Genomic DNA, 18,104 nt, shown 5'->3' with positions numbered 1-18,104 from the left:
GGTTTATTCTCCGAGTTTGCGCGACAAGGCTCGCTGGCGGGTCTCAAAATCTGCATCATCTGTGTTGCCATCCAAGACAACGGGCGCCAGAACGGCACTATCTGGAATTTCTGCAAGCTGCATAACTTGACCGCCATTGATTTTCGCAAATTTGATTGCGTCTTCCGGCTTCAAGAACGGCACGATTTCTGGCGCGCCCATGCCCCCCACCACACGCGACCCGACAACATAAACGGCCTCCTCGGCGGTGATCCAGTTTGTGGCTCCGGGCGCATCCCATGCGGCGCCTGTGGCCCCCATGTCATTGACCCAGACGGCGAGAATTTCATGGCTTTGCTCAGGCATCCGCAGATAGGCGACCACGTCACGCACCTGACTGAAAAACAGCGGCGCACGCGGTAGGCCCGCCAAATGGGCCTGCGCTTTGGGGCCATCATGTTCCAACAGGTTCATTTGGCAATAATGTCCGACGGCTTCCTCAGAAAGCGGCACAGCGGTCGTGTCTTGCGCCACCTCTTCTTTGCAAGCCGTCAACGCGAGGAGCGACAGCGCTATCAGCAGGGTCCTCATGGCTCGACCTTTCGAAAAGCCAGCGCGGCAAGTCCAAGCGCCAACAGCGGCCAGATCACGACGGATAACAACGACTGCCACTGTGGAATAACGGCGGCAGCACCGCCAACACCGGATGCAGCAGCGGTGGCCTGCGAAGCAGTCAGGTTGAACAAGCGGAACGCATCGGCGGGGTTGGCGAGCAGCGCGAAGGGAAAGACGGAGGTGGTAAACGTGCCGCCGTCGTCGGCGACAACTGCGGCCAGCATACCCAGATCATACAGAACAACCAGCCCCAACCAAAGCCCGATCGCCAGCCCAGCCGCCCCCGAAGCGCGACGCGCCAAAGACGAAAGCGCATAGCCAATTCCAAGGAATGTTGCGCCGAGCAAAGTAGACGTCCACGTCAACCGCCACAATGCACCCAACCCCGAAACAGCGGCTGAATCGGCAGCAATCGTAATCACCGCTGCCGCACCATAGCCTGCGAGGATTGCGACAATCAGGATGGCCGTATGTGCCACCATCTTCCCCGCGAGAACCTCCCAACGGGCAACCGGATAAGTCAAAAGCAGGGGCAACGTGCCGCGCTCGACCTCGCCCGCGACCGCATCAAACGACATCAAAAGCGCCACCAAAGGCACGAGATAAACCGACAAGGACGTAAGCGAAGCCACAACAACCGACAAGCGATCCGCACCAAGCGCGCCAGTCGGAGCCGAACCCGCTGCCGATAAAACCAGCGAGAAGACCACCATCAGCAACACCGCGATCAGAACCCAGAGATTGCGCCGTGCGATGTGAATTTCGGTGGTGGCGGTTGCGAGGATGCGGGCAATCATTGGCCATCCCTCCGGCTGAAATAACTGTAAATATCTTCAAGGCTTGGAGGGATAATATCGACATCCGCAACCTTATTTTCCAAAGCAGAGATCCGCACAAGCATGGCCAGTTTTTCTTCCTGAGTACAAGTCAGGTGAAGCGCCCCATTCACGCGAACGGCATCGGGCAAGGCAGCCATGATATCCGTATCATACCCGTTGATCGCGGAGATACGCATCGCGACAGGCAAGGCTGCCTTGCGCCGCAACTCAGGCATCGTCCCTTCGGCGACCATTTTACCACCCGACAGGATCAACAAGCGATCGGTGCGGGCCTCGACCTCGGTTAAGGCGTGGCTCGACAACAGAATGGCAGCACCATCAGCGGCCAGCGCGTCCAGAAGTTCGTAAAAATCGCGACGAGAAACAGGATCAAGGCCGCTGGTCGGTTCATCCAAAACCAAAAGCGTCGGATGACCGATCAGGGCTTGGGCAAGGCCCACGCGCTGCCGCATCCCTTTGGAATAGGTGCCAATCCGTCGCTTCGCGGCATGGGCCAAGCCCACCCGATCCAGCAAGTCCATCGCCCCCGCAGTGTCCACTTTGCGTAAACGCATATAATAGGTGATCTGCTCCAACCCCGTCAAAGCGGAATGGAAGGCCGCATTCTCAGGTAAATAGGCGACACGCGAACGCGCCTCAGGATCGCCAGGCGCCACGCCACAGACCGAAATGTCGCCGCTATCGGGCGCAATCAGGCCCAATATCATCTTCATCAAGGTCGATTTTCCCGCGCCGTTATGACCAAGCAGCGCCACGCGCTCGCCCGGGGCGACGCTTAGGGAAACATTGGACAGGGCTTTGACCCCGCCGAACGTCTTAGTGAGTTGCGAGATCGTTAACGTCGAAGTCATCAAAGTCACTTTCATTCCTGCGGGAAGCCGCGTCGGCCTCCATCGCGGTGTATTGGGGGAGAACGGTAATGGTCGGCGCGACCATCAATGGCGCGCTATCGACCACGCCTCCGGGGAGTGTAGCGGGGAAGCTGGATTGCGCCCAGCGGATAAGTTGCACAGCGGGTGCCCCCGTCAGCAAGGCAACGGCGGGTTGGGACCACAAAAGATGGTCCATCAAATCATTGGGACGAAACGCACTGTCGGCGATGCCGTCGCCATTCAAATCGAAACTGGAATGATCCGACCAGTAATTACCCCGCCCCTTAAAGCTCCACTCGATATCGCGCGTTCCGACATATTTGACCTGTGTCCGATTGCCGAGAAAAGCGTTCCCTGTAAGGATGTTACGCTCGGAACCTGCGGTAAAATGGATGCCAATATTACAGCCCTCAAAGCGGTTATTATAGATCAGGTTTTTGTGGGCATTATAGATAAAGGTACAGCGGTTCGCCCCGCCGCGCACCAAATTTCCCGACACTTCAGCGTTGTTGGCATAGTTCAGCATCATGCCGTGACTGATGTCCGACAGGCTCAGGTTATCTTGCAAAATGACATTGTTGGAAAACATGATGGCAAAGCCAAGATGGTTGCCAATCGACACGTTGCCCGACACCTCGGAGTCGTTGGTATACATGTAGTGCACGGCAAAACGCAGGTCGCGGAACAGGTTGTTGCGGTAGGTGCCCTTGCGCGAGGCATTGGAAAAAATCCCGTCACGACCCCAGCGAACCGAGTTGCCCTCAACAACAGTCCCCGGAGAATTCCACACATAGATGCCGTTGCCGCGATCATTCATCCGCGGGGTTTGCGTGCCCTCAATCGTGTTGTCGCGCACCACGGCATCGTGGCCGCCATGCACGTCAACTCCATGCAGATTACCAAGCAAACGGTTGCCCTCAATCAAGGCACGGTCAGCTTTTTTCAGAATTTTGATACCAGCATCAAGGTTCTTGCTGTCGAGACCCGAACCTATAACTGTGATGCCCTTAATGACCACATCGGAGGCATCAATTGTGATGACGGTGCCCTGCCCCATGCCGTCGATGATGGCCTCAGGCGGGCCCGTCAATGTAAGGGGAAGATCGATAATAACAGGGCCTGCGTGAAGGCCCGCCTCAAGAGTGAGCACATCGCCGGAGGTTGCTCCGGCGATGGCATTGGCAAGGAGCCCCGACCCAGACGGCACACTGATTTCCGCTGCCGATAAGGGCAACGCAATCAGAAATGACAACACAAGGGTCAGGGCACGTAACATGGTTTTACGCCTTTGGCTCAACAAACATCCGGCCGCGCATCTCCATGTGGAGTGCGTGACAGAACCATTGGCAATAGTACCAATAGACGCCCGGTTGTGCCGCAACAAAGGTCACGGACGCCGTTGCCTGCGGCCCGATTTCCATGGCAACACCGTGGTTACCCAATGTGAAACCGTGGGTCAGGTCATCGATGTCATCCAAGTTTGTGACATAAACGGTCACCTCATCACCCTGCTGCACGGTAAAGGTTTCCAGTGAGAAGGCCGGTGCTTGGCTCGACATATAGACCCGAACTTTGTCGCCGTCACGGATCACTGTATCTTGGTAGTCGTCAAGATCAACACCATCCGCCACAGCTTGAATGCGTGCATCCTCCCACATTGGATCGTTGCGATCCCAGACAGATTTCGGGTTGATTTTGCTTGGATCAACCATGATCGCGTCATGCGGCTCGGCAAAGGTCGGGCCGTCGTGGATCAATGTCAGCTTGTCGCCATCGATCGAGAACAACTGCTCGTTCTCGGGCTTTAGCGGACCAACATTGAGGAACCGGTCCTTGGAGAACTTGTTCATCGTCAGGTAGTATTTACCGGACGCTTCCAAAGTTTCGCCCATCACGGTTGAGTTGTGGCCCGGCTGATAATGCACATCCTCTTTCGTGATGATCGGGTCAACGTCCGCACCATTGTAAAGCTCGATAGCCTTTGCAATGTCCCAAACAACAACTTGGCTGTCCAAGAATAGCGTGGTGTAGGCGCGGCCAGTACCGTCGAACGCGGTGTGAAGTGGCCCAAGACCCAGCTCTGGTTCTGCAACAACAGCGCTGCGCATATCTGTTTCGCCTTCGAAAAGGGCGTCCAGTTTACGTACGTCGATGACGGTCACTGTGGGCGATAGTTTGCCCGCGATGCAGAGGTGGATTTTGTCAGGTGCCATGTTACAACCGTGCGGGTTGTTTGGAACAGGAATGTAACGGGTGTAGTTATTTTCTAGTCCCTTACGGCCGTCCAAAACTTTTACACCATTCAGTTCAATAAAGTCGCCCGCTTCGATACCTTTTTCGATCTCGGCAATGTTGAATACCACGACGTGGTCCATATCGAACTCGGTCATCTCGGCAAGGTTCATACCCATTTCCGAGTTGTAGCAAGTCGAGAAGGCGTATTTGCCTTCATAGTCGCAATCGGTGTTGTCCAAGTTGCCCGAAACCATCACCTGCCATGCAACAGTCATTTCGTCAGCATTGACGGCAGTGTAAAAGTTTACGTATTGCGATGGATCATCCAGAACGGAACCGTCGTTGACCATTGGTGTTTCGTCTTCGCCGTTACAGAAGACATAGTTGGTGCGTGGCCATTTTTGCGGACGCAGGCCGTGGATCGCCTTCGCGTTCGGAATCTCGATGATCTTGTCACATTTCATCACGTCGCAGCGCACGCGGGCAACGCGAGTGTTGGCCTTGTCGTTCATGAACAGGAAACGGCCGTCATATTTGCCCTCGGTGAAGGACATGTGCGGGTGGTGCAAGTCACCGTTTGGCGGGAACTCGTGACCGTTTGCGGCGAGATATTCCTTGGTCTTGGGCAGAAGGCCCTCAGTCAGAATTTTCTTGGATTCATTGGTGATACCCCAGCCAGTGGCCGAGCAGGTGTTGAACACGGGAACCCGCATCAGTTCGCGCATGGAGGGAATGCCCAAAATGCGCATCTCGCCACATTGGCCCGAGGACCAGAAGCCGTAAAATTCATCAAGCTGACCTGGGCCAACTTCTGCACCTGCCGCCGCGCGTGCGCTGGTTGCGGTGGCCAATGTGGCAGCGCCAATGGCTCCACCGGCGAGCATGGCGCGGCTGCCAAATGCGCCCGCGAGGGCCGCGGTTCCAGCGGTAGCGCCTAGCATGCTCCGCCGAGTCATTGGAAGTTTCGATTTCTCAGACATTTCTCGTCCTTTCAGTTGGTAAATTAGGATTTTATTTGGTTCGGGTGTCCCAGATTGGCACGCGAAAGATCAGGGGCCGCGCCAGCTTTTTCGCGGCGTTTGACCTTCTTGATGACAACGGGACAGGTTGTTTTGGATTGATAAAGTACCTGACAATGCAGGCAGTTGATGCATTCGTTCGGGTTGATTTCGCCCGTTGGATGGATCGCCTGTACGGGGCATTGGTTGGAGCAGGTTTGACACGGATTACCACATTCATGGTAGCGTTTGAGCCAGTCAAACATCCGCAAGCGCGCAGGAATGGCCAGCGCCGCACCAAGGGGGCAAAGGTAGCGACAGAAGAAGCGCTCAACGAACAAACCAGCGATAAGAAGCGCGCCAACATAGGCCACAAAGGGCCATGCCCGCACAAAGTTTAGGATAATCGCGGTTTTGAACGGCTCCACCTCGGCGAGGTGCTCTGCCTGCTCAATGCTAACAAGGGAAACCCCGAAAAGGCCAAGGAAAATCATATATTTCAACGGCCACAATCGTTCATGCAAACCCCACGGCAGGGTCCATTGCGGGATGTGCAAGGCCCGCGCCACTTGGTTAAGCAACTCTTGCAAAGCGCCAAACGGACAGAGCCAGCCACAATAGGCGCCACGCCCCCAGAACAGCAGCGCCGTGGCGACCGCAAACCACAGAATGAACGTCATCGGGTCAAGCAAGAAGGCCTGCCAACTGAACCCTGACACAAGCGAACCAAACAGCGCCATAAGGTTGACCACGGACAATTGCGCGTTGGCGAACCAGCCGAGGTAAACCAGCGTAACGGTCAAAAATCCGATACGGAACCAATAGAATTTGCGTTCATTGCGGGTGGCAAAGGTTTGAAAAAAGAACACGCCAGTCAGCACGAACAGCATCACACCCAGCACTGCGATCTCGACCTGCTTGCCCGCCCAAATCCGTTTCCATAGCGCCTGATGTGCGTCGGCTTCCGTTTGCGAGAGCACGTCTTCGACACTCGCGGGCACTTCTGTTGTGGGGGCAACAGCAACTGGACGGATGTATTTTTCTGGCAAACGGTAGCTTAAATCGAAGGTGGTAAAGACCTTCTCGATTGCACCCACTTCGCGATGCACCAGAAGTTGGATGCGGAAAGGTTCAGTCGGATTAAAGCCGCTATCGGCTGGGATTTTAAAGAGATCAGCCTCTTCAAACGCCGGAGCGCCATCGGCAGCGATGGTGTTGATCCGCTTGTGCATCCGATCGCGAAACCGGACCGATACGTCGTCTTGGATCAGAACGATCCGATCAAAAATACCGCCGCGCACATAGCCCGAGCCTTTAAAGGAATAGAGCCCGCGCCCCACGATGGCCAAGGCATATTCACCATCGTCCAGCCAGTCATCAATATTTGCGGCAACCGCATCCCCCAAGATTGCGCGCGCAATTGCGGGCGGGGAAAGAAGCGCAACCTCCATCTCAATGAAGGTGGTTTCGGGGGCCTCGGTCAGGGCGCGCTTGGCCGCGCGCGGGTCTTCCATGGCGGCAAAGGCTTCGTTGATTTGCCCCACATCCAGCGACAAACGCCGCACTGTGCCGTCGCCCTCAAGGGTCATCCAATCGGTGGAAGCTTCGGCATCTGGGTTGATCTCGAATTGGGGACCAGTGCCTTTTTCCTCAACCGCCAAGCCGCCCAACCCAAGCACGCGGGCAACTTTAAGGCCAGCCCGAACAATGGAATCGTCGATCACCATAACGGTCACCGTAGCGCCAGAAATAATATCGAGTTTATGGGCTGTGCCACCGGATTCTGCCTCGGCCACAAGATCAAGGCCGCGATAATTGGCCACCAGCGCTTTCATCTTGGCGTCGGGAATACCAATCAAAACAATCGGTTCGGAGTGTTTAACAAGAAGCACACCCGCCACCTGTGCCGCGTCATCGAGCGCGACCATGGTGTGAATGGGTTTGCCAGAATAGCCAGTGGTCGAAACATAATCGGACGTAACAAAGGCCCAACCGATGCGCTCTCCGTCTTTGAGAACCTCCACCGCTGGAATTTCCGCGCTCATGGCACCAAAGGCATCTGCCCCTTCGACCAATTCCTCGACCTGAACACTAGGGAGCAGTTTGGCGAGAACCGATTCAGCGGCTGCGGGGAGTGCTAAGAAAAACAATGTCACAACGAATGCGACGATATTCAGGAGGTTTTTATGGAGCGTCATGCGACAGCATCCTTCAGGTAAGGGCGCCCGTCGCTCTGTGTTTTCAGGGTGAACTCTATAGTGCCAGTTGAGATCAGGCCGGAAAATTCAGTTAGGGGAGGGCTGCGTGGGTTCGGGCGAATGCCACGTTTTTGAATTAGGGGTATTTGGTAAGAAGCGAAATCTGTTTTAAGTTTCAACTGCGCGAAGGTCAGCTTCTGGCCAAAAGAATTTTCCAGATCCGCCCCGATCTGCAGACAGCACATCACGCAATCATTACAGGTGTGCGAAGGGTCAACTGCATTGCTGTCGTCGTCGATCCGCACCGTTTTAGCTACACCGTCGGCGCAAATTTCCATGAAAACGCCTGCGTCATTGCTGCCAGCTACGGCAACCGCACTGCTCAAGGCGAAACTCACGATCAGCAATAATCTGGAAAAATGTGCAAAGGCGTTCTTCATGCTGCTTATCTAGCGATGGAAGAATCAATCGTCCTTGATTAAACGCAAGTTCAACGCAACCAATCTTTGAGAACCGGGGGACATCATCAGGTTCGTTTTCTCATTGCAACTAAACGCGCTATCAGTGTTGTTCTGCAGCGCGTTCTGCCAAGCGTTGGCGGGTGATTGCGCGTTTAGAGAGGATCGACACCGTTAAGACGCCAAACGTAACGATACCGATGATAATTGTTGAGAGCGCGTTGATTTCCGGACTAACCCCCATCCGAACGGACGAGTAGATTTTAATCGGAAGTGTGGTCGACGACGGGCCCGTGGTGAAGCTTGCGATCACCAAATCGTCGAGCGACAATGTAAAGGCCAACAGCCAGCCAGAGATGACGGCGGGGGCGATAATGGGCAAAGTCACGCTTTTGAAGGCATCCCAACCGGAACAGCCAAGGTCATAAGCCGCCTCTTCGAGGGAGCGGTCAAACGACGCCATCCGCGACGAAACCACAACCGAGACATAGCACATCGAAAACGTTCCGTGGGCCAGAACGATGGTGACCACACCGCGCGGCATCCCGATCGAAATAAAGAGCAATAGAAGCGACAGACCCGTGATAACTTCGGGCATCACCAATGGCGCATAAATCATTCCCGAGAATAGTGTGCGTCCGAAAAACCGCCCCGAACGCACAAGAACAAACGCCGCCATCGTACCAAGGATGGTCGCGATAATGGACGAGAAAAAGGCAACCTTGACGGTGACCCACGCCGCATCAAGGAACGCTTGATTTTGCAGCAACTCGCCATACCATTTGGTGGAAAACCCCGCCCAAACCGTCACCAGCTTGGACTCGTTAAAGCTGAAAATCACGAGGATCAGGATGGGAATATAAAGGAATGCAAACCCAACCGTGAGGGCGATGATGTTGAAGCCAGTTAGACGTCTCATTGCCCCTCCTCCCGCTGTTTTTGCTCGTTGCGTTGGAACAGAACGATTGGAATGATCAGGAGCAGCAACAGGATCGTTGCAACCGCCGAAGCCACGGGCCAATCGCGGTTCGAGAAGAACTCTTCCCACAACACTTTACCGATCATCAATGTCTCGGATCCCCCCAAGAGGGACGGGATGACAAATTCGCCCAAGGCCGGAATGAAAACGAGGAAACAACCTGCAATAACCCCCGGTTTTGAAAGCGGGGCCGTGACCGACCAGAATGCCGAGAACCGCGTGCAGCCAAGGTCTTCTGCGGCCTCTATCAAGGTACCGTCTAGCTTTTCCAAGGTGGCATAAATCGGCAAAACCATGAAAGGGAGGTACGTATAAACGATGCCAATATAGACCGCTGTATTTGTGTTCAGGATGGTGAGAGGCTCGGAAATCAGGCCAAACCCCATTAGGAATTGGTTCAAAAAACCCTCGTTCGACAGGATCCCAATCCACGCGTAAACACGGATGAGGAAGCTGGTCCAGAAGGGCAGAATGATCAAAAGCATCAGGCTCGGACGCCATTCATCGGGCGCTTTGGCCATGCTGTAAGCGATTGGAAAGCCAACAAGAAGGGTGAAAAACGTCGATACGGTCGCGATTTTAATACTGGAGAGATAGGCCTTCCAATAAAGATCATCTTCGGTCAAGAAAATGTAATTCTCAAAATCCAGTGCACTCAGAAACTCTCGAAACCCTGCCCAACCTTCGGAAAAATCGAGCGTCGGCGTATAAGGCGGAATCGAGAGTTGTATATCGGACAGCGAGATTTTAAGAACGATCCCGAACGGCACCAAAAACAGGATGAAAAGCCAGAAATAGGGGATGCCGATCAAAAGCGAACGAGAGAATTTCATGCTGTGCCCCTATTTGTGTAAAATGATGCCGGCGGTGTCGGTCCACGACAACCAGACGGTATCTTTCCACGTGATATTCCTGCGCGAAATACGGCGATTATTTGCCGTTTGTGCTTTTACCAACTGGCCCGTGCCCAAGCGCACATAATATGTCGAAATATTGCCAAGATAGGCAATATCTTCCACCTGCCCTGTCACGCGATTGTGCCGATCAACCGGCTCTTCGGTGTCGATCGTAACTTTTTCGGGGCGAATGGCAAAAGCAGCGGACGATCCCTTTGTAACGCCTTCCCCCACCATGGCGCGAAGGCCATTATTATGCTCCGACCATGAAAGCTCGGCAGCGTCTTCGGAAATTTCCGTGACAGTGCCCTCAATGATGTTCACGTCGCCAATAAAGTCGGCCACATAAACGGAATTGGGCGATTCATAAACGCGCGCGGGAGTATCGACCTGCACCAGTTTTCCGTGGTCCATAACGGCAATCCGGCTGGCCATGGTCATGGCTTCTTCTTGATCGTGGGTCACAATCACGAAGGTCGTGCCCGTTTTTTCCTGAATGTCCATAAGCTCAAACTGAGTCTCGTGGCGCAGTTTTTTATCCAGCGCTCCGAGAGGTTCGTCGAGCAGTAACAGTTTCGGTGCCTTGGCCAAAGCGCGCGCCAAGGCCACGCGTTGGCGCTGGCCACCGGAAAGTTGATGCGGCTTACGTTTGGCGAATTTCTGTAGTTGAACAAGGCGCAGCATCTCTTCGACGCGACCCTGAATTTCGGATTTCGGCATATCAGAGCGCTTCAAACCGAACGCTAGGTTGTCCGCAACCGACAAATGCGGAAACAGCGCGTAGGATTGGAACATCATATTAACCGCGCGCTTGTTGGCGGGGATGCCAGCCATATTCTGCCCGTCGATGGTGATTGTGCCTTCGCTAGCTTCTTCAAAGCCGCCGAGCATCCGCATCAACGTGGTTTTCCCGCAGCCCGAGGGCCCGAGTAAAGCGAAAAACTCTTGCGGATAAATAGCCAAGCTCATCTTGTCGATGGCGGTGAAATCTCCGTAACGCTTGGTGACATTATCAAAGGAGATCAGCGGCTTTGCTTTAGCATCTTCCCAAGGGGCAAAAATGGCGTTTTGGTTCATGTCATCTTTCCAGAAAGAAACGCCCAAGCCATGTGGCTCGGGCGGAGTATTATAAATTACCTAAGCTTAGGTGCCGGACTTAACTTTGGTCCACAAGCGCGTCACAACCCGTTGTAGCTTCGCCTCGTAGGGCGATTTTGTGTAAAGGTTTTTAACGGTATCCTCGTCTGGATAGATCGCCGTGTCGCCAATCACATCCTCAAGCAAGAACTCTTGGCTCGCCTTGTTGCCATTGGCGTAATAGACGTAATTCGACGCAGCCGCCATATTCTCGGCGTCCATAATGAAGTTCAAAAACGCGTGCGCACCTTCTGGATTTGGAGCATCAACAGGGATGGCCATTTGGTCAAACCACATCAAGGAGCCTTCCTTGAAGGCGTTGAAAACAATCTCAACTCCATTGTCAGCTTCGATCGCGCGATCCCGTGCTTGAAGGATATCCCCAGACCAACCAACGGCCACGCAAATTTCGCCATTCGCAAGGGCGTTAATATACTCGGAGCTGTGGAACTTCTTGATATAAGGACGCACAGCAAGCAGCGCCCCTTCGGCCTTAGCAATAATCTCTGGGTCAGTCGTATCAGGATCTTCGCCCAAGAACTTCAACGTCATCGGGATGATTTCCGTTGGAGCGTCGAGAAAATACACGCCACATTCGGCCAGCTTTTCCATATTTTCTGGCTTCAGCACGAGGTCCAAGCTTGAGAGCGGGGCGTCCTCGCCCAGCACTTCCCGAACTTTGCCTAGATTGATCCCAAGACCCGTCGTGCCCCACATATAGTTGATGGAATACGCATTGTCGGGATCATATTGCGCCGTGCGCGCCTCAATGACATCCCACATATTGTCAATGTTCGAGAGTTGCGACTTGTCCAACTTCTGGAAAGCTTGCGCCACGATTTGACGCTGTAGGAAGTCCGCCGTTGGGACAACAACGTCGTAGCCAGAGTCCCCTGTCAGCATTTTAGTTTCGAGAACTTCGTTGCTGTCGAAAACATCGTATATTAGCTTGTAGCCAGTTTCCTTCTCGAACTTTTCCAAAAGTTCTTCGTCGATATAATCGGACCAGTTATAGACCCGAACCTCTTGTGCATTTGCAAATGTCGCCGCAAGGCTGATTGCAACAGTAATTGGAATTAATTTCATCGTCACCTCCGAATGTGTAGATAATAATTTGATCAAAAGTTTGACAAAAGCAACAAAATTCGTGAAAAAGATGTCAGCCCATAAAAAGCGGTATGTAAATTAGATGACAATAGAAGCCAAAAAAATTCCAGAACACCAAGCGGTTTATGAGCGTCTGCGCGACATGATATTGCTTGGTCGTTTTTCGCCAGGACAGCCTCTAACCATCATGGGATTAACCGAAAGTCTTGGTGCGGGTATGACCCCGGTGCGCGAGGCAATACGGCGGCTTGCGGCGGAAAATGCACTCGTTACGCTTGGAAATCGGCGGATTGTCGTGCCAGAAATGAATATTAAAAATTTTCAGGACGTCTATTTTTTGCGCTTAAAAGTCGAACCAGAGCTTACACGTCGGGCGATAAAAAACATTACTAAACAAGATATTACGGAATTATCATCGATTGACGCGGAAATCGACACCGCCATTGAGACGGGCGATATCGAAACATACCTCGAACGAAACAATCGATTCCATTTCAAGATATATGCCTTGGCGCAAGCGCCCGTCCTTTTTAGCGCGGCCCTCTCTCTTTGGGTGCAAGTTGGGCCAAGTCTGCGCGTCAATTGCAGTCGCTATGGAACTGAAAACCTACCGGACAAACATTCAGAGCTTCTAGAGGCTCTCGCACAGCGGGATGAGGAAGCTGCGGCGATTGCCATGGCTGGGGACTTAGAACAAAGTTTAAATCTCGCGACCACATCATCGAATTGAATTTTTGATCAAAAGATCGCAAAGGAAGCTACAAGTGTCTAAAATTAGGAAAATCAAGAAAACCGAATCGTGGGCTGACAGTCTTCCAACTGCTTTTTTGGAATACCTTGATGGTCGCTCCATTGACGAGGTGGAATGCATCATTCCAGACCTCGTTGGGACATCGCGCGGCAAGGCGATGCCCGCATATAAGTTTAAACCAGACGAGATATTCTACCTGCCGATTTCGCTCTTTTATCAGACGATTTCCGGTGAGTTTGTGGATATGGAAATCGAGAACCAGTGGCTTGAGAAAGACATTATCCTCGTTCCAGATATGAACACCGCATCCGCGGCCCCTTGGGCGGGTGAACCGACGTTGCAGATTATCTGTGATATGAAAACCCGCGAGGGTGCGGATTTAGAAGTTGCGCCGCGCAATGTACTGCGACGGGTTCTAAAGCTCTATGATGAACTAGGATTGAAACCTGTTGTCGCCCCAGAAATCGAGTTTTATCTGGCCAAGCCAAACGTCGATCCAAATGAGCCCATCGAGCCACCGATTGGCCGCACGGGGCGCAAAAGTGCCGGACGGCAAGTTTTCTCGATGTCCGCAGTGGACGAATATGGGCCCGTTATTGATACGATCTATGATTTCGCAGAGGCGCAGGGATTGCAAATCGACACCGTCATTCAGGAGGGCGGCGCGGGCCAGATCGAGATTAATCTGCAACATGGCGACCCGTTGTTGCTCGCCGACCAAGTGTTCTATTTCAAGCGCACCATCCGTGAAGCGGCGCTACTGAACGGCATTTTCGCAACCTTTATGGCGAAACCGATGCGTGACGAACCTGGAAGCGCGATGCACCTACACCAATCGATTGTCGACAAAGAAACCGGCAAAAATATCTTCTCGAATGAGGATGGCTCTGCCACCGAAAAGTTTTATCACTTCATCGGAGGGTCGCAAAAATATCTGATGCAATCTGTGCCGTTGCTCGCCCCCTATATCAACTCCTACCGTCGCATTACCGTTGAGGGACAAAGCGCGCCCGCCAATTTGGAATGGGCCGCTGACAACCGAACAACCGGTTTGCGCGTTCCGCACTCCCCTCCAGAAGGACGCCGATTGGAAAACCGCGTAATCGGAATGGATTGCAATCCGTATCTGGCGATTGCGACGTCTCTGGCCTGTGGGTTGCTGGGCATGAAAAACAAGATTGAGCCGCGTGCGGAAGCCAGAAACGAGGTCTGGGAAACGGACGACCGCCTCCCTCCAAGCCTGAACGCAGCGCTCGATATTTTCGCGGATGCCAAGGAAGTTTGGGAAATTCTGGGCCCTGAGTTCTGTCAGCTTTATTTGGATATTAAGCTTGCGGAAAACGAGGAGTACCAGCGTGAAATTTCACCATGGGAGCGGCAGCATCTGTTGTTAAACGTGTGAGGGATCTCCTTACTGTGAATGACACGGCGGGCACCTACCCGCCGTCCTATTATGCGTCCGCGGCGAAACATTTGGGCGGATTTGACGCCATTGCAGGCGATGTTTCATGCGATGTCTGCGTCATTGGCGGCGGGTTTACCGGCCTGTCAACGGCCCTGCATTTGGCAAAGCGCGGCTATGACGTGCGCCTTGTCGAAGCACAGCGTGTTGGATTTGGCGCCTCTGGGCGCAATGGCGGGCAAGTTGGGCAGGGCCAGAGGCTTGACCAAGACGAACTCGAAGCCAAATTCGGTCTTGAGCGCGCCAAGGAGCTTTGGGCCATCGGCACGCGGGCGGTTGAGTTGGTCAGGGAACTCGCCAGCTCGGATTTGGTGCATGCTGACTTCCATCCAGGCATAATACATGCCGATCACCGCGAGCGTTTCGTGCGCCACAGTCGCGAATATGTCGACAAGTTGAACACGCAATACGACTATCCTCACGTCCGTTTTCTAGACCAAGAAGAAATGCGCGCAACGGTGAATTCGCCTGTCTATTTTGGCGGCTCCCTCGATACGCGATCTGGTCACATTGATCCGCTTGAATTTGTGTTGGGACTGGCACGGATGGCGGTGGCGCAAGGGGCAAAGCTGCATGAAAACAGTCGGGTTACAAAAATTGAAACAGGGGCAAAAGTCAAAATCCACACGGATCAATCCTGCATAACCGCCGACCAACTTGTTTTGGCCTGTAACGGCTATATTGGCGATTTACATTCCGATGTTGCGCGCCGCGTTATGCCGATCAATAACTACGTAGTTGCGACCGCACCGATGAGTCCGGAGCAACAAGAGCAAATCATTAAAGGCAATGTCGCGGTCGCAGATTCAAAATTCGTGGTGAATTATTTTAGGTTCAGCGACGACAACCGCCTGCTGTTTGGCGGCACCGAGAGTTACGGTTACCGCTTTCCCAAAGACATAGCAAAACAGGTCCGCAAACCGTTGGGCGAAATCTTCCCCCAGCTCGCAGACATGCAAATCGACCACGCTTGGGGGGGGACATTGGGCATCACCATGAACCGTTTGCCGCATTATGAACGCTATGCGGGCAACATTTTATCAATGTCGGGCTTCTCTGGATCAGGCGTTGCGCTTGGAACCCTATCGGGCCAAATCGCAGCAGAAGCCATCGCAGGCCAATCCGAGCGGTTTGATGTAATGGCGCAAATTCCAACGCCCCATTTCCCCGGTGGCCCAAGAATGCAGCACCCGATGCTGATCCTCGCTATGCTGTGGTATTCGTTGCGCGATAAACTTTAATCTAATCCTGCAAGCCAATCTGAGCTTGCAGGATTTACTTTGGTGGGAAGCTTAAAGCTTGATCCAAGTCGCTTTGAGTTCGACGTATTTATCAAGCGCATGCAGCGATTTATCCCGCCCGATACCGGACTGTTTATAGCCCCCAAAAGGCGTGGTCATATCGTCGGCATCGTAGCAATTGACATAGACCATTCCTGCGCGGATTTTTGAGGACATCTTATGCGCCGTCGAGAGATCATCCGTCCAGACCGCCGAGGCCAAACCATAGGGGCTGTCGTTTGCAACCTTGATGGCCTCGTCTTGATCTTTCACCGAAATGACGGAAATCATCGGGCCAAAGATCTCTTCCTGCGCGACCCGCATGTCGTTTGTCACATTGTCAAAAATCGTGGGTTCTACGTAGCTTCCACCCGTTTTTTCACGTGTTTTTCGGCCACCAATGACTACGTCAGCCCCCTCTTCACGCGCGATGTCAACAAAGCCTAAAACGCGTTGTGTGTGGCGCGCATCAACAAGGGCACCCATCGAAGTTGCGGGATCAAGGGGGTCACCGGGCGCATAGGTTTTGGCCACGTCTTTGAGCACCTCGATAACCTCGTCATGGATGGAGTCTTCCACGATCAAACGGCTCGGACAGGTACACATTTCGCCCTGATTGAACCACGCGGAATTTGCCGAAACCCGTGCGGCATGGGCCGTGTCGCGGTAGCTTGAAAGGATGATGTTCGGGCTTTTGCCGCCCAATTCCAAACCTATTTTCTTGAGGTTGGATTTTGCCGCATATTCCATGAAATATTTACCGACTTGGGTGGAGCCTGTAAAGAACAACCCGTCGATATCCATGTGCATACCCAGTGCGCGACCCACGTCAGGGCCAAGTCCGGTCACCACGTTGAAAACGCCTTCTGGGACGCCCGCTTCGAGCGCAAGTTCGGCCAAACGGATCGCTGTGAGCGAGGATTGTTCGGCAGGTTTGAGGATCACTGAATTCCCCATAGCAAGGGCTGGCGCGACCTTCCACGAGGCCATGAGCATCGGGAAATTCCACGGTACAACTGCAGCCACGACGCCCAGCGGCTCCTTGGTGACCATGGCGAAGAAATCCTTCCCCGTGGGTGCAACTTCGTCGTAAACCTTGTCGAGCGCTTCGCCGTAATAGCTGTAGCAATTGGCAACGGCACGCACGTCGATGGAGAGGCTGTCGGCGATTGGTTTACCCATATCCAACGTTTCCAGCAACGCGAGTTCGTCGCGGCTTTCACGGATCAACTCCGCAAAACGCATCAGGACCGCCTTACGCGCCGCAGGCGGTTGATGCGACCAGCGCCCGTCTTCAAATGCGGTCCGTGCGCTCGCAACAGCCATGTCGACATCCGCCGAATCCATAAGCGGGACCTCGGCCAGATGAGCGCCATCAATTGGGCTGACGGAGGCAAAGGTTTTGCCACTTTGGGCCTGTGTGGATTTGCCGCCAATGATCCCATGTGCCCGAATTTTCATGGACTTGGCCGCGGCGTGCCAATGGGCTGTTGTTTGCTGTGTCATAGGAACCTCGGTTGGTTGGAGACGTTTCAGATAACAACGTCATCACGTAAAGCAATGGCGTCACGACCAGCGGCCGCAACGCCGTCTTCGATGTCTTTTTGAATGGCAGAAGACAGCCCGTCGGCATCTCGATTGTCTAGGGCTGTTAGGATTTCTTTGTGTCGGTCAATTTCGTAAAACGCGCCAAGTTCGGATATCACCTCCCGCTGAAAGGGCCCCAATTGAAGCCAGATACTCTCGACAAGGGGCATCGAAATATGGTCTGGGTTCGCACGATAAAGACGGTTGTGAAAAACGTGATTTAACGCCGTGAGAGCATCATAATCCAGCCGCACCAACGCCTCGTCCATCTGCATATCTATCGCCCGCATCTCCTCTATCAAAATATCGGAGACATAGGGCAAAGCGCGCAAGGCGGCGTGGCATTCTAGCGTGATCCGCGTGGCGATCAGGTCTTCAAACCGGCCTTGTGTCATATAGGGAATGAGCATTCGACGGTTGTCTTGTGACACGATAGCGGACTCAGAACTCAAGCGGCGGAGGGCCTCGCGAATGGGGGTAGGGCTGAGATCAAGTTGCTCTGCCAAGCCACGCATTGTCAGGGACTCCCCTGTCGGAATTGCACCCACCATGATTGCATTCCGAAGACGCGCATAGACATACTCTTGGCTTGTCCGCTCACCAGAATTTTCGATCTCTGGGATGTTAAAACTCATTGCGCGTTTTTCCCCTTGGCTCATGCTAAATCCTTAGTCGGACGCTTGACTCTTGTCAATAACGCTATCACAACTA

The 18,104-nt window shown here is 53.5% G+C and carries 16 protein-coding genes; 3 read left to right on the top strand and 13 right to left on the bottom strand.

The window, feature by feature from the left end; all coding sequences use genetic code 11:
• Positions 1 to 3: 3 nt before the first annotated feature.
• From AB9F26_RS04165 to AB9F26_RS04115, 11 genes are all read right to left on the bottom strand, one after another.
• On the bottom strand, positions 4 to 570 hold the full coding sequence (locus tag AB9F26_RS04165) for a nitrous oxide reductase accessory protein NosL (protein WP_369767353.1): 567 nt from the start codon (positions 568 to 570) through the stop codon (positions 4 to 6).
• A complete protein-coding gene (locus AB9F26_RS04160) occupies positions 567 to 1,391 on the bottom strand; it encodes an ABC transporter permease (RefSeq protein WP_369767352.1) in 825 nt (274 codons plus the stop codon). The genes AB9F26_RS04165 and AB9F26_RS04160 overlap by 4 nt, the downstream gene beginning before the upstream one ends.
• Positions 1,388 to 2,284, bottom strand: coding sequence for an ABC transporter ATP-binding protein (locus AB9F26_RS04155; protein WP_369757462.1), 897 nt, complete (start codon positions 2,282 to 2,284; stop codon positions 1,388 to 1,390). The genes AB9F26_RS04160 and AB9F26_RS04155 overlap by 4 nt, the downstream gene beginning before the upstream one ends.
• Complete coding sequence (locus tag AB9F26_RS04150) at positions 2,250 to 3,581, bottom strand: nitrous oxide reductase family maturation protein NosD (RefSeq protein WP_369767351.1); 1,332 nt, start codon at positions 3,579 to 3,581, stop codon at positions 2,250 to 2,252. The genes AB9F26_RS04155 and AB9F26_RS04150 overlap by 35 nt, the downstream gene beginning before the upstream one ends.
• A 4-nt stretch (positions 3,582 to 3,585) precedes the next feature.
• The gene (gene nosZ, locus AB9F26_RS04145; RefSeq protein ID WP_369767350.1) at positions 3,586 to 5,520 is read right to left on the bottom strand and encodes a TAT-dependent nitrous-oxide reductase; all 1,935 of its coding nucleotides are present in this window, start codon (positions 5,518 to 5,520) and stop codon (positions 3,586 to 3,588) included.
• A 23-nt stretch (positions 5,521 to 5,543) separates the two neighbouring features.
• Positions 5,544 to 7,736, bottom strand: coding sequence for a 4Fe-4S binding protein (locus AB9F26_RS04140; RefSeq protein WP_369757459.1), 2,193 nt, complete (start codon positions 7,734 to 7,736; stop codon positions 5,544 to 5,546).
• Complete coding sequence (locus tag AB9F26_RS04135; RefSeq protein WP_335583473.1) at positions 7,733 to 8,176, bottom strand: hypothetical protein; 444 nt, start codon at positions 8,174 to 8,176, stop codon at positions 7,733 to 7,735. The genes AB9F26_RS04140 and AB9F26_RS04135 overlap by 4 nt, the downstream gene beginning before the upstream one ends.
• Positions 8,177 to 8,297: 121 nt before the next feature.
• On the bottom strand, positions 8,298 to 9,113 hold the full coding sequence (locus AB9F26_RS04130) for an ABC transporter permease (protein WP_335583474.1): 816 nt from the start codon (positions 9,111 to 9,113) through the stop codon (positions 8,298 to 8,300).
• A complete protein-coding gene (locus AB9F26_RS04125; protein WP_335583475.1) occupies positions 9,110 to 10,006 on the bottom strand; it encodes an ABC transporter permease subunit in 897 nt (298 codons plus the stop codon). Before AB9F26_RS04125 ends, AB9F26_RS04130 begins: the two co-directional genes overlap by 4 nt.
• Positions 10,007 to 10,015: 9 nt before the next feature.
• Positions 10,016 to 11,146 (bottom strand): ABC transporter ATP-binding protein, encoded by a 1,131-nt coding sequence (locus AB9F26_RS04120; protein WP_369767349.1) that lies wholly within the window; start codon positions 11,144 to 11,146, stop codon positions 10,016 to 10,018.
• A 66-nt stretch (positions 11,147 to 11,212) separates the two neighbouring features.
• Positions 11,213 to 12,292, bottom strand: a complete 1,080-nt coding sequence (locus AB9F26_RS04115; protein WP_335583477.1) for a polyamine ABC transporter substrate-binding protein — start codon at positions 12,290 to 12,292, stop codon at positions 11,213 to 11,215.
• Positions 12,293 to 12,395: 103 nt separating this feature from the next.
• Between AB9F26_RS04115 and AB9F26_RS04110 the strand changes: the two genes are divergently transcribed.
• Genes AB9F26_RS04110 through AB9F26_RS04100 form a run of 3 tightly spaced genes read left to right on the top strand, consistent with a single transcriptional unit; the run spans position 12,396 to position 15,767 of the window.
• A complete protein-coding gene (locus tag AB9F26_RS04110) occupies positions 12,396 to 13,043 on the top strand; it encodes a GntR family transcriptional regulator (RefSeq protein ID WP_369767348.1) in 648 nt (215 codons plus the stop codon).
• 34 nt (positions 13,044 to 13,077) lie between these two features.
• Positions 13,078 to 14,466: a glutamine synthetase family protein gene (locus tag AB9F26_RS04105; RefSeq protein ID WP_335583479.1), complete on the top strand. Its 1,389-nt coding sequence runs from the start codon at positions 13,078 to 13,080 to the stop codon at positions 14,464 to 14,466.
• Entirely contained in the window at positions 14,433 to 15,767 is a 1,335-nt protein-coding gene (locus AB9F26_RS04100) for an FAD-dependent oxidoreductase (RefSeq protein WP_369767347.1), read from the top strand. The genes AB9F26_RS04105 and AB9F26_RS04100 overlap by 34 nt, the downstream gene beginning before the upstream one ends.
• A gap of 51 nt (positions 15,768 to 15,818) precedes the next feature.
• Here AB9F26_RS04100 and AB9F26_RS04095 read toward each other — a convergent pair whose 3' ends face one another.
• Together AB9F26_RS04095 and AB9F26_RS04090 are read right to left on the bottom strand one after the other, a co-directional pair.
• Positions 15,819 to 17,312 carry an aldehyde dehydrogenase gene (locus AB9F26_RS04095; protein WP_369767346.1) on the bottom strand — a complete coding sequence of 498 codons (1,494 nt, stop codon included), beginning with the start codon at positions 17,310 to 17,312 and terminating at the stop codon, positions 15,819 to 15,821.
• Between the two features lie 26 nt (positions 17,313 to 17,338).
• Positions 17,339 to 18,028, bottom strand: a complete 690-nt coding sequence (locus tag AB9F26_RS04090) for a GntR family transcriptional regulator (protein ID WP_038999990.1) — start codon at positions 18,026 to 18,028, stop codon at positions 17,339 to 17,341.
• Positions 18,029 to 18,104: the final 76 nt, after the last annotated feature.

The sequence above is a fragment of the Falsihalocynthiibacter sp. BN13B15 genome, assembly GCF_041205415.1.
Lineage (GTDB): Bacteria > Pseudomonadota > Alphaproteobacteria > Rhodobacterales > Rhodobacteraceae > Falsihalocynthiibacter > Falsihalocynthiibacter arcticus.
Note: the sequence above shows the minus strand (reverse complement) of the source record. Positions and strands in the feature narration are given on the sequence as shown.

Coding starts and splice junctions, on each gene's coding strand:
- AB9F26_RS04165 (WP_369767353.1), bottom strand. CDS start 570: ATGAGGACCCTGCTGATAGCGCTGTCGCTCCTCGCGTTGACGGCTTGC.
- AB9F26_RS04160 (WP_369767352.1), bottom strand. CDS start 1,391: ATGATTGCCCGCATCCTCGCAACCGCCACCACCGAAATTCACATCGCA.
- AB9F26_RS04155 (WP_369757462.1), bottom strand. CDS start 2,284: ATGACTTCGACGTTAACGATCTCGCAACTCACTAAGACGTTCGGCGGG.
- AB9F26_RS04150 (WP_369767351.1), bottom strand. CDS start 3,581: ATGTTACGTGCCCTGACCCTTGTGTTGTCATTTCTGATTGCGTTGCCC.
- nosZ (WP_369767350.1), bottom strand. CDS start 5,520: ATGTCTGAGAAATCGAAACTTCCAATGACTCGGCGGAGCATGCTAGGC.
- AB9F26_RS04140 (WP_369757459.1), bottom strand. CDS start 7,736: ATGACGCTCCATAAAAACCTCCTGAATATCGTCGCATTCGTTGTGACA.
- AB9F26_RS04135 (WP_335583473.1), bottom strand. CDS start 8,176: ATGAAGAACGCCTTTGCACATTTTTCCAGATTATTGCTGATCGTGAGT.
- AB9F26_RS04130 (WP_335583474.1), bottom strand. CDS start 9,113: ATGAGACGTCTAACTGGCTTCAACATCATCGCCCTCACGGTTGGGTTT.
- AB9F26_RS04125 (WP_335583475.1), bottom strand. CDS start 10,006: ATGAAATTCTCTCGTTCGCTTTTGATCGGCATCCCCTATTTCTGGCTT.
- AB9F26_RS04120 (WP_369767349.1), bottom strand. CDS start 11,146: ATGAACCAAAACGCCATTTTTGCCCCTTGGGAAGATGCTAAAGCAAAG.
- AB9F26_RS04115 (WP_335583477.1), bottom strand. CDS start 12,292: ATGAAATTAATTCCAATTACTGTTGCAATCAGCCTTGCGGCGACATTT.
- AB9F26_RS04110 (WP_369767348.1), top strand. CDS start 12,396: ATGACAATAGAAGCCAAAAAAATTCCAGAACACCAAGCGGTTTATGAG.
- AB9F26_RS04100 (WP_369767347.1), top strand. CDS start 14,433: ATGGGAGCGGCAGCATCTGTTGTTAAACGTGTGAGGGATCTCCTTACT.
- AB9F26_RS04095 (WP_369767346.1), bottom strand. CDS start 17,312: ATGACACAGCAAACAACAGCCCATTGGCACGCCGCGGCCAAGTCCATG.
- AB9F26_RS04090 (WP_038999990.1), bottom strand. CDS start 18,028: ATGAGTTTTAACATCCCAGAGATCGAAAATTCTGGTGAGCGGACAAGC.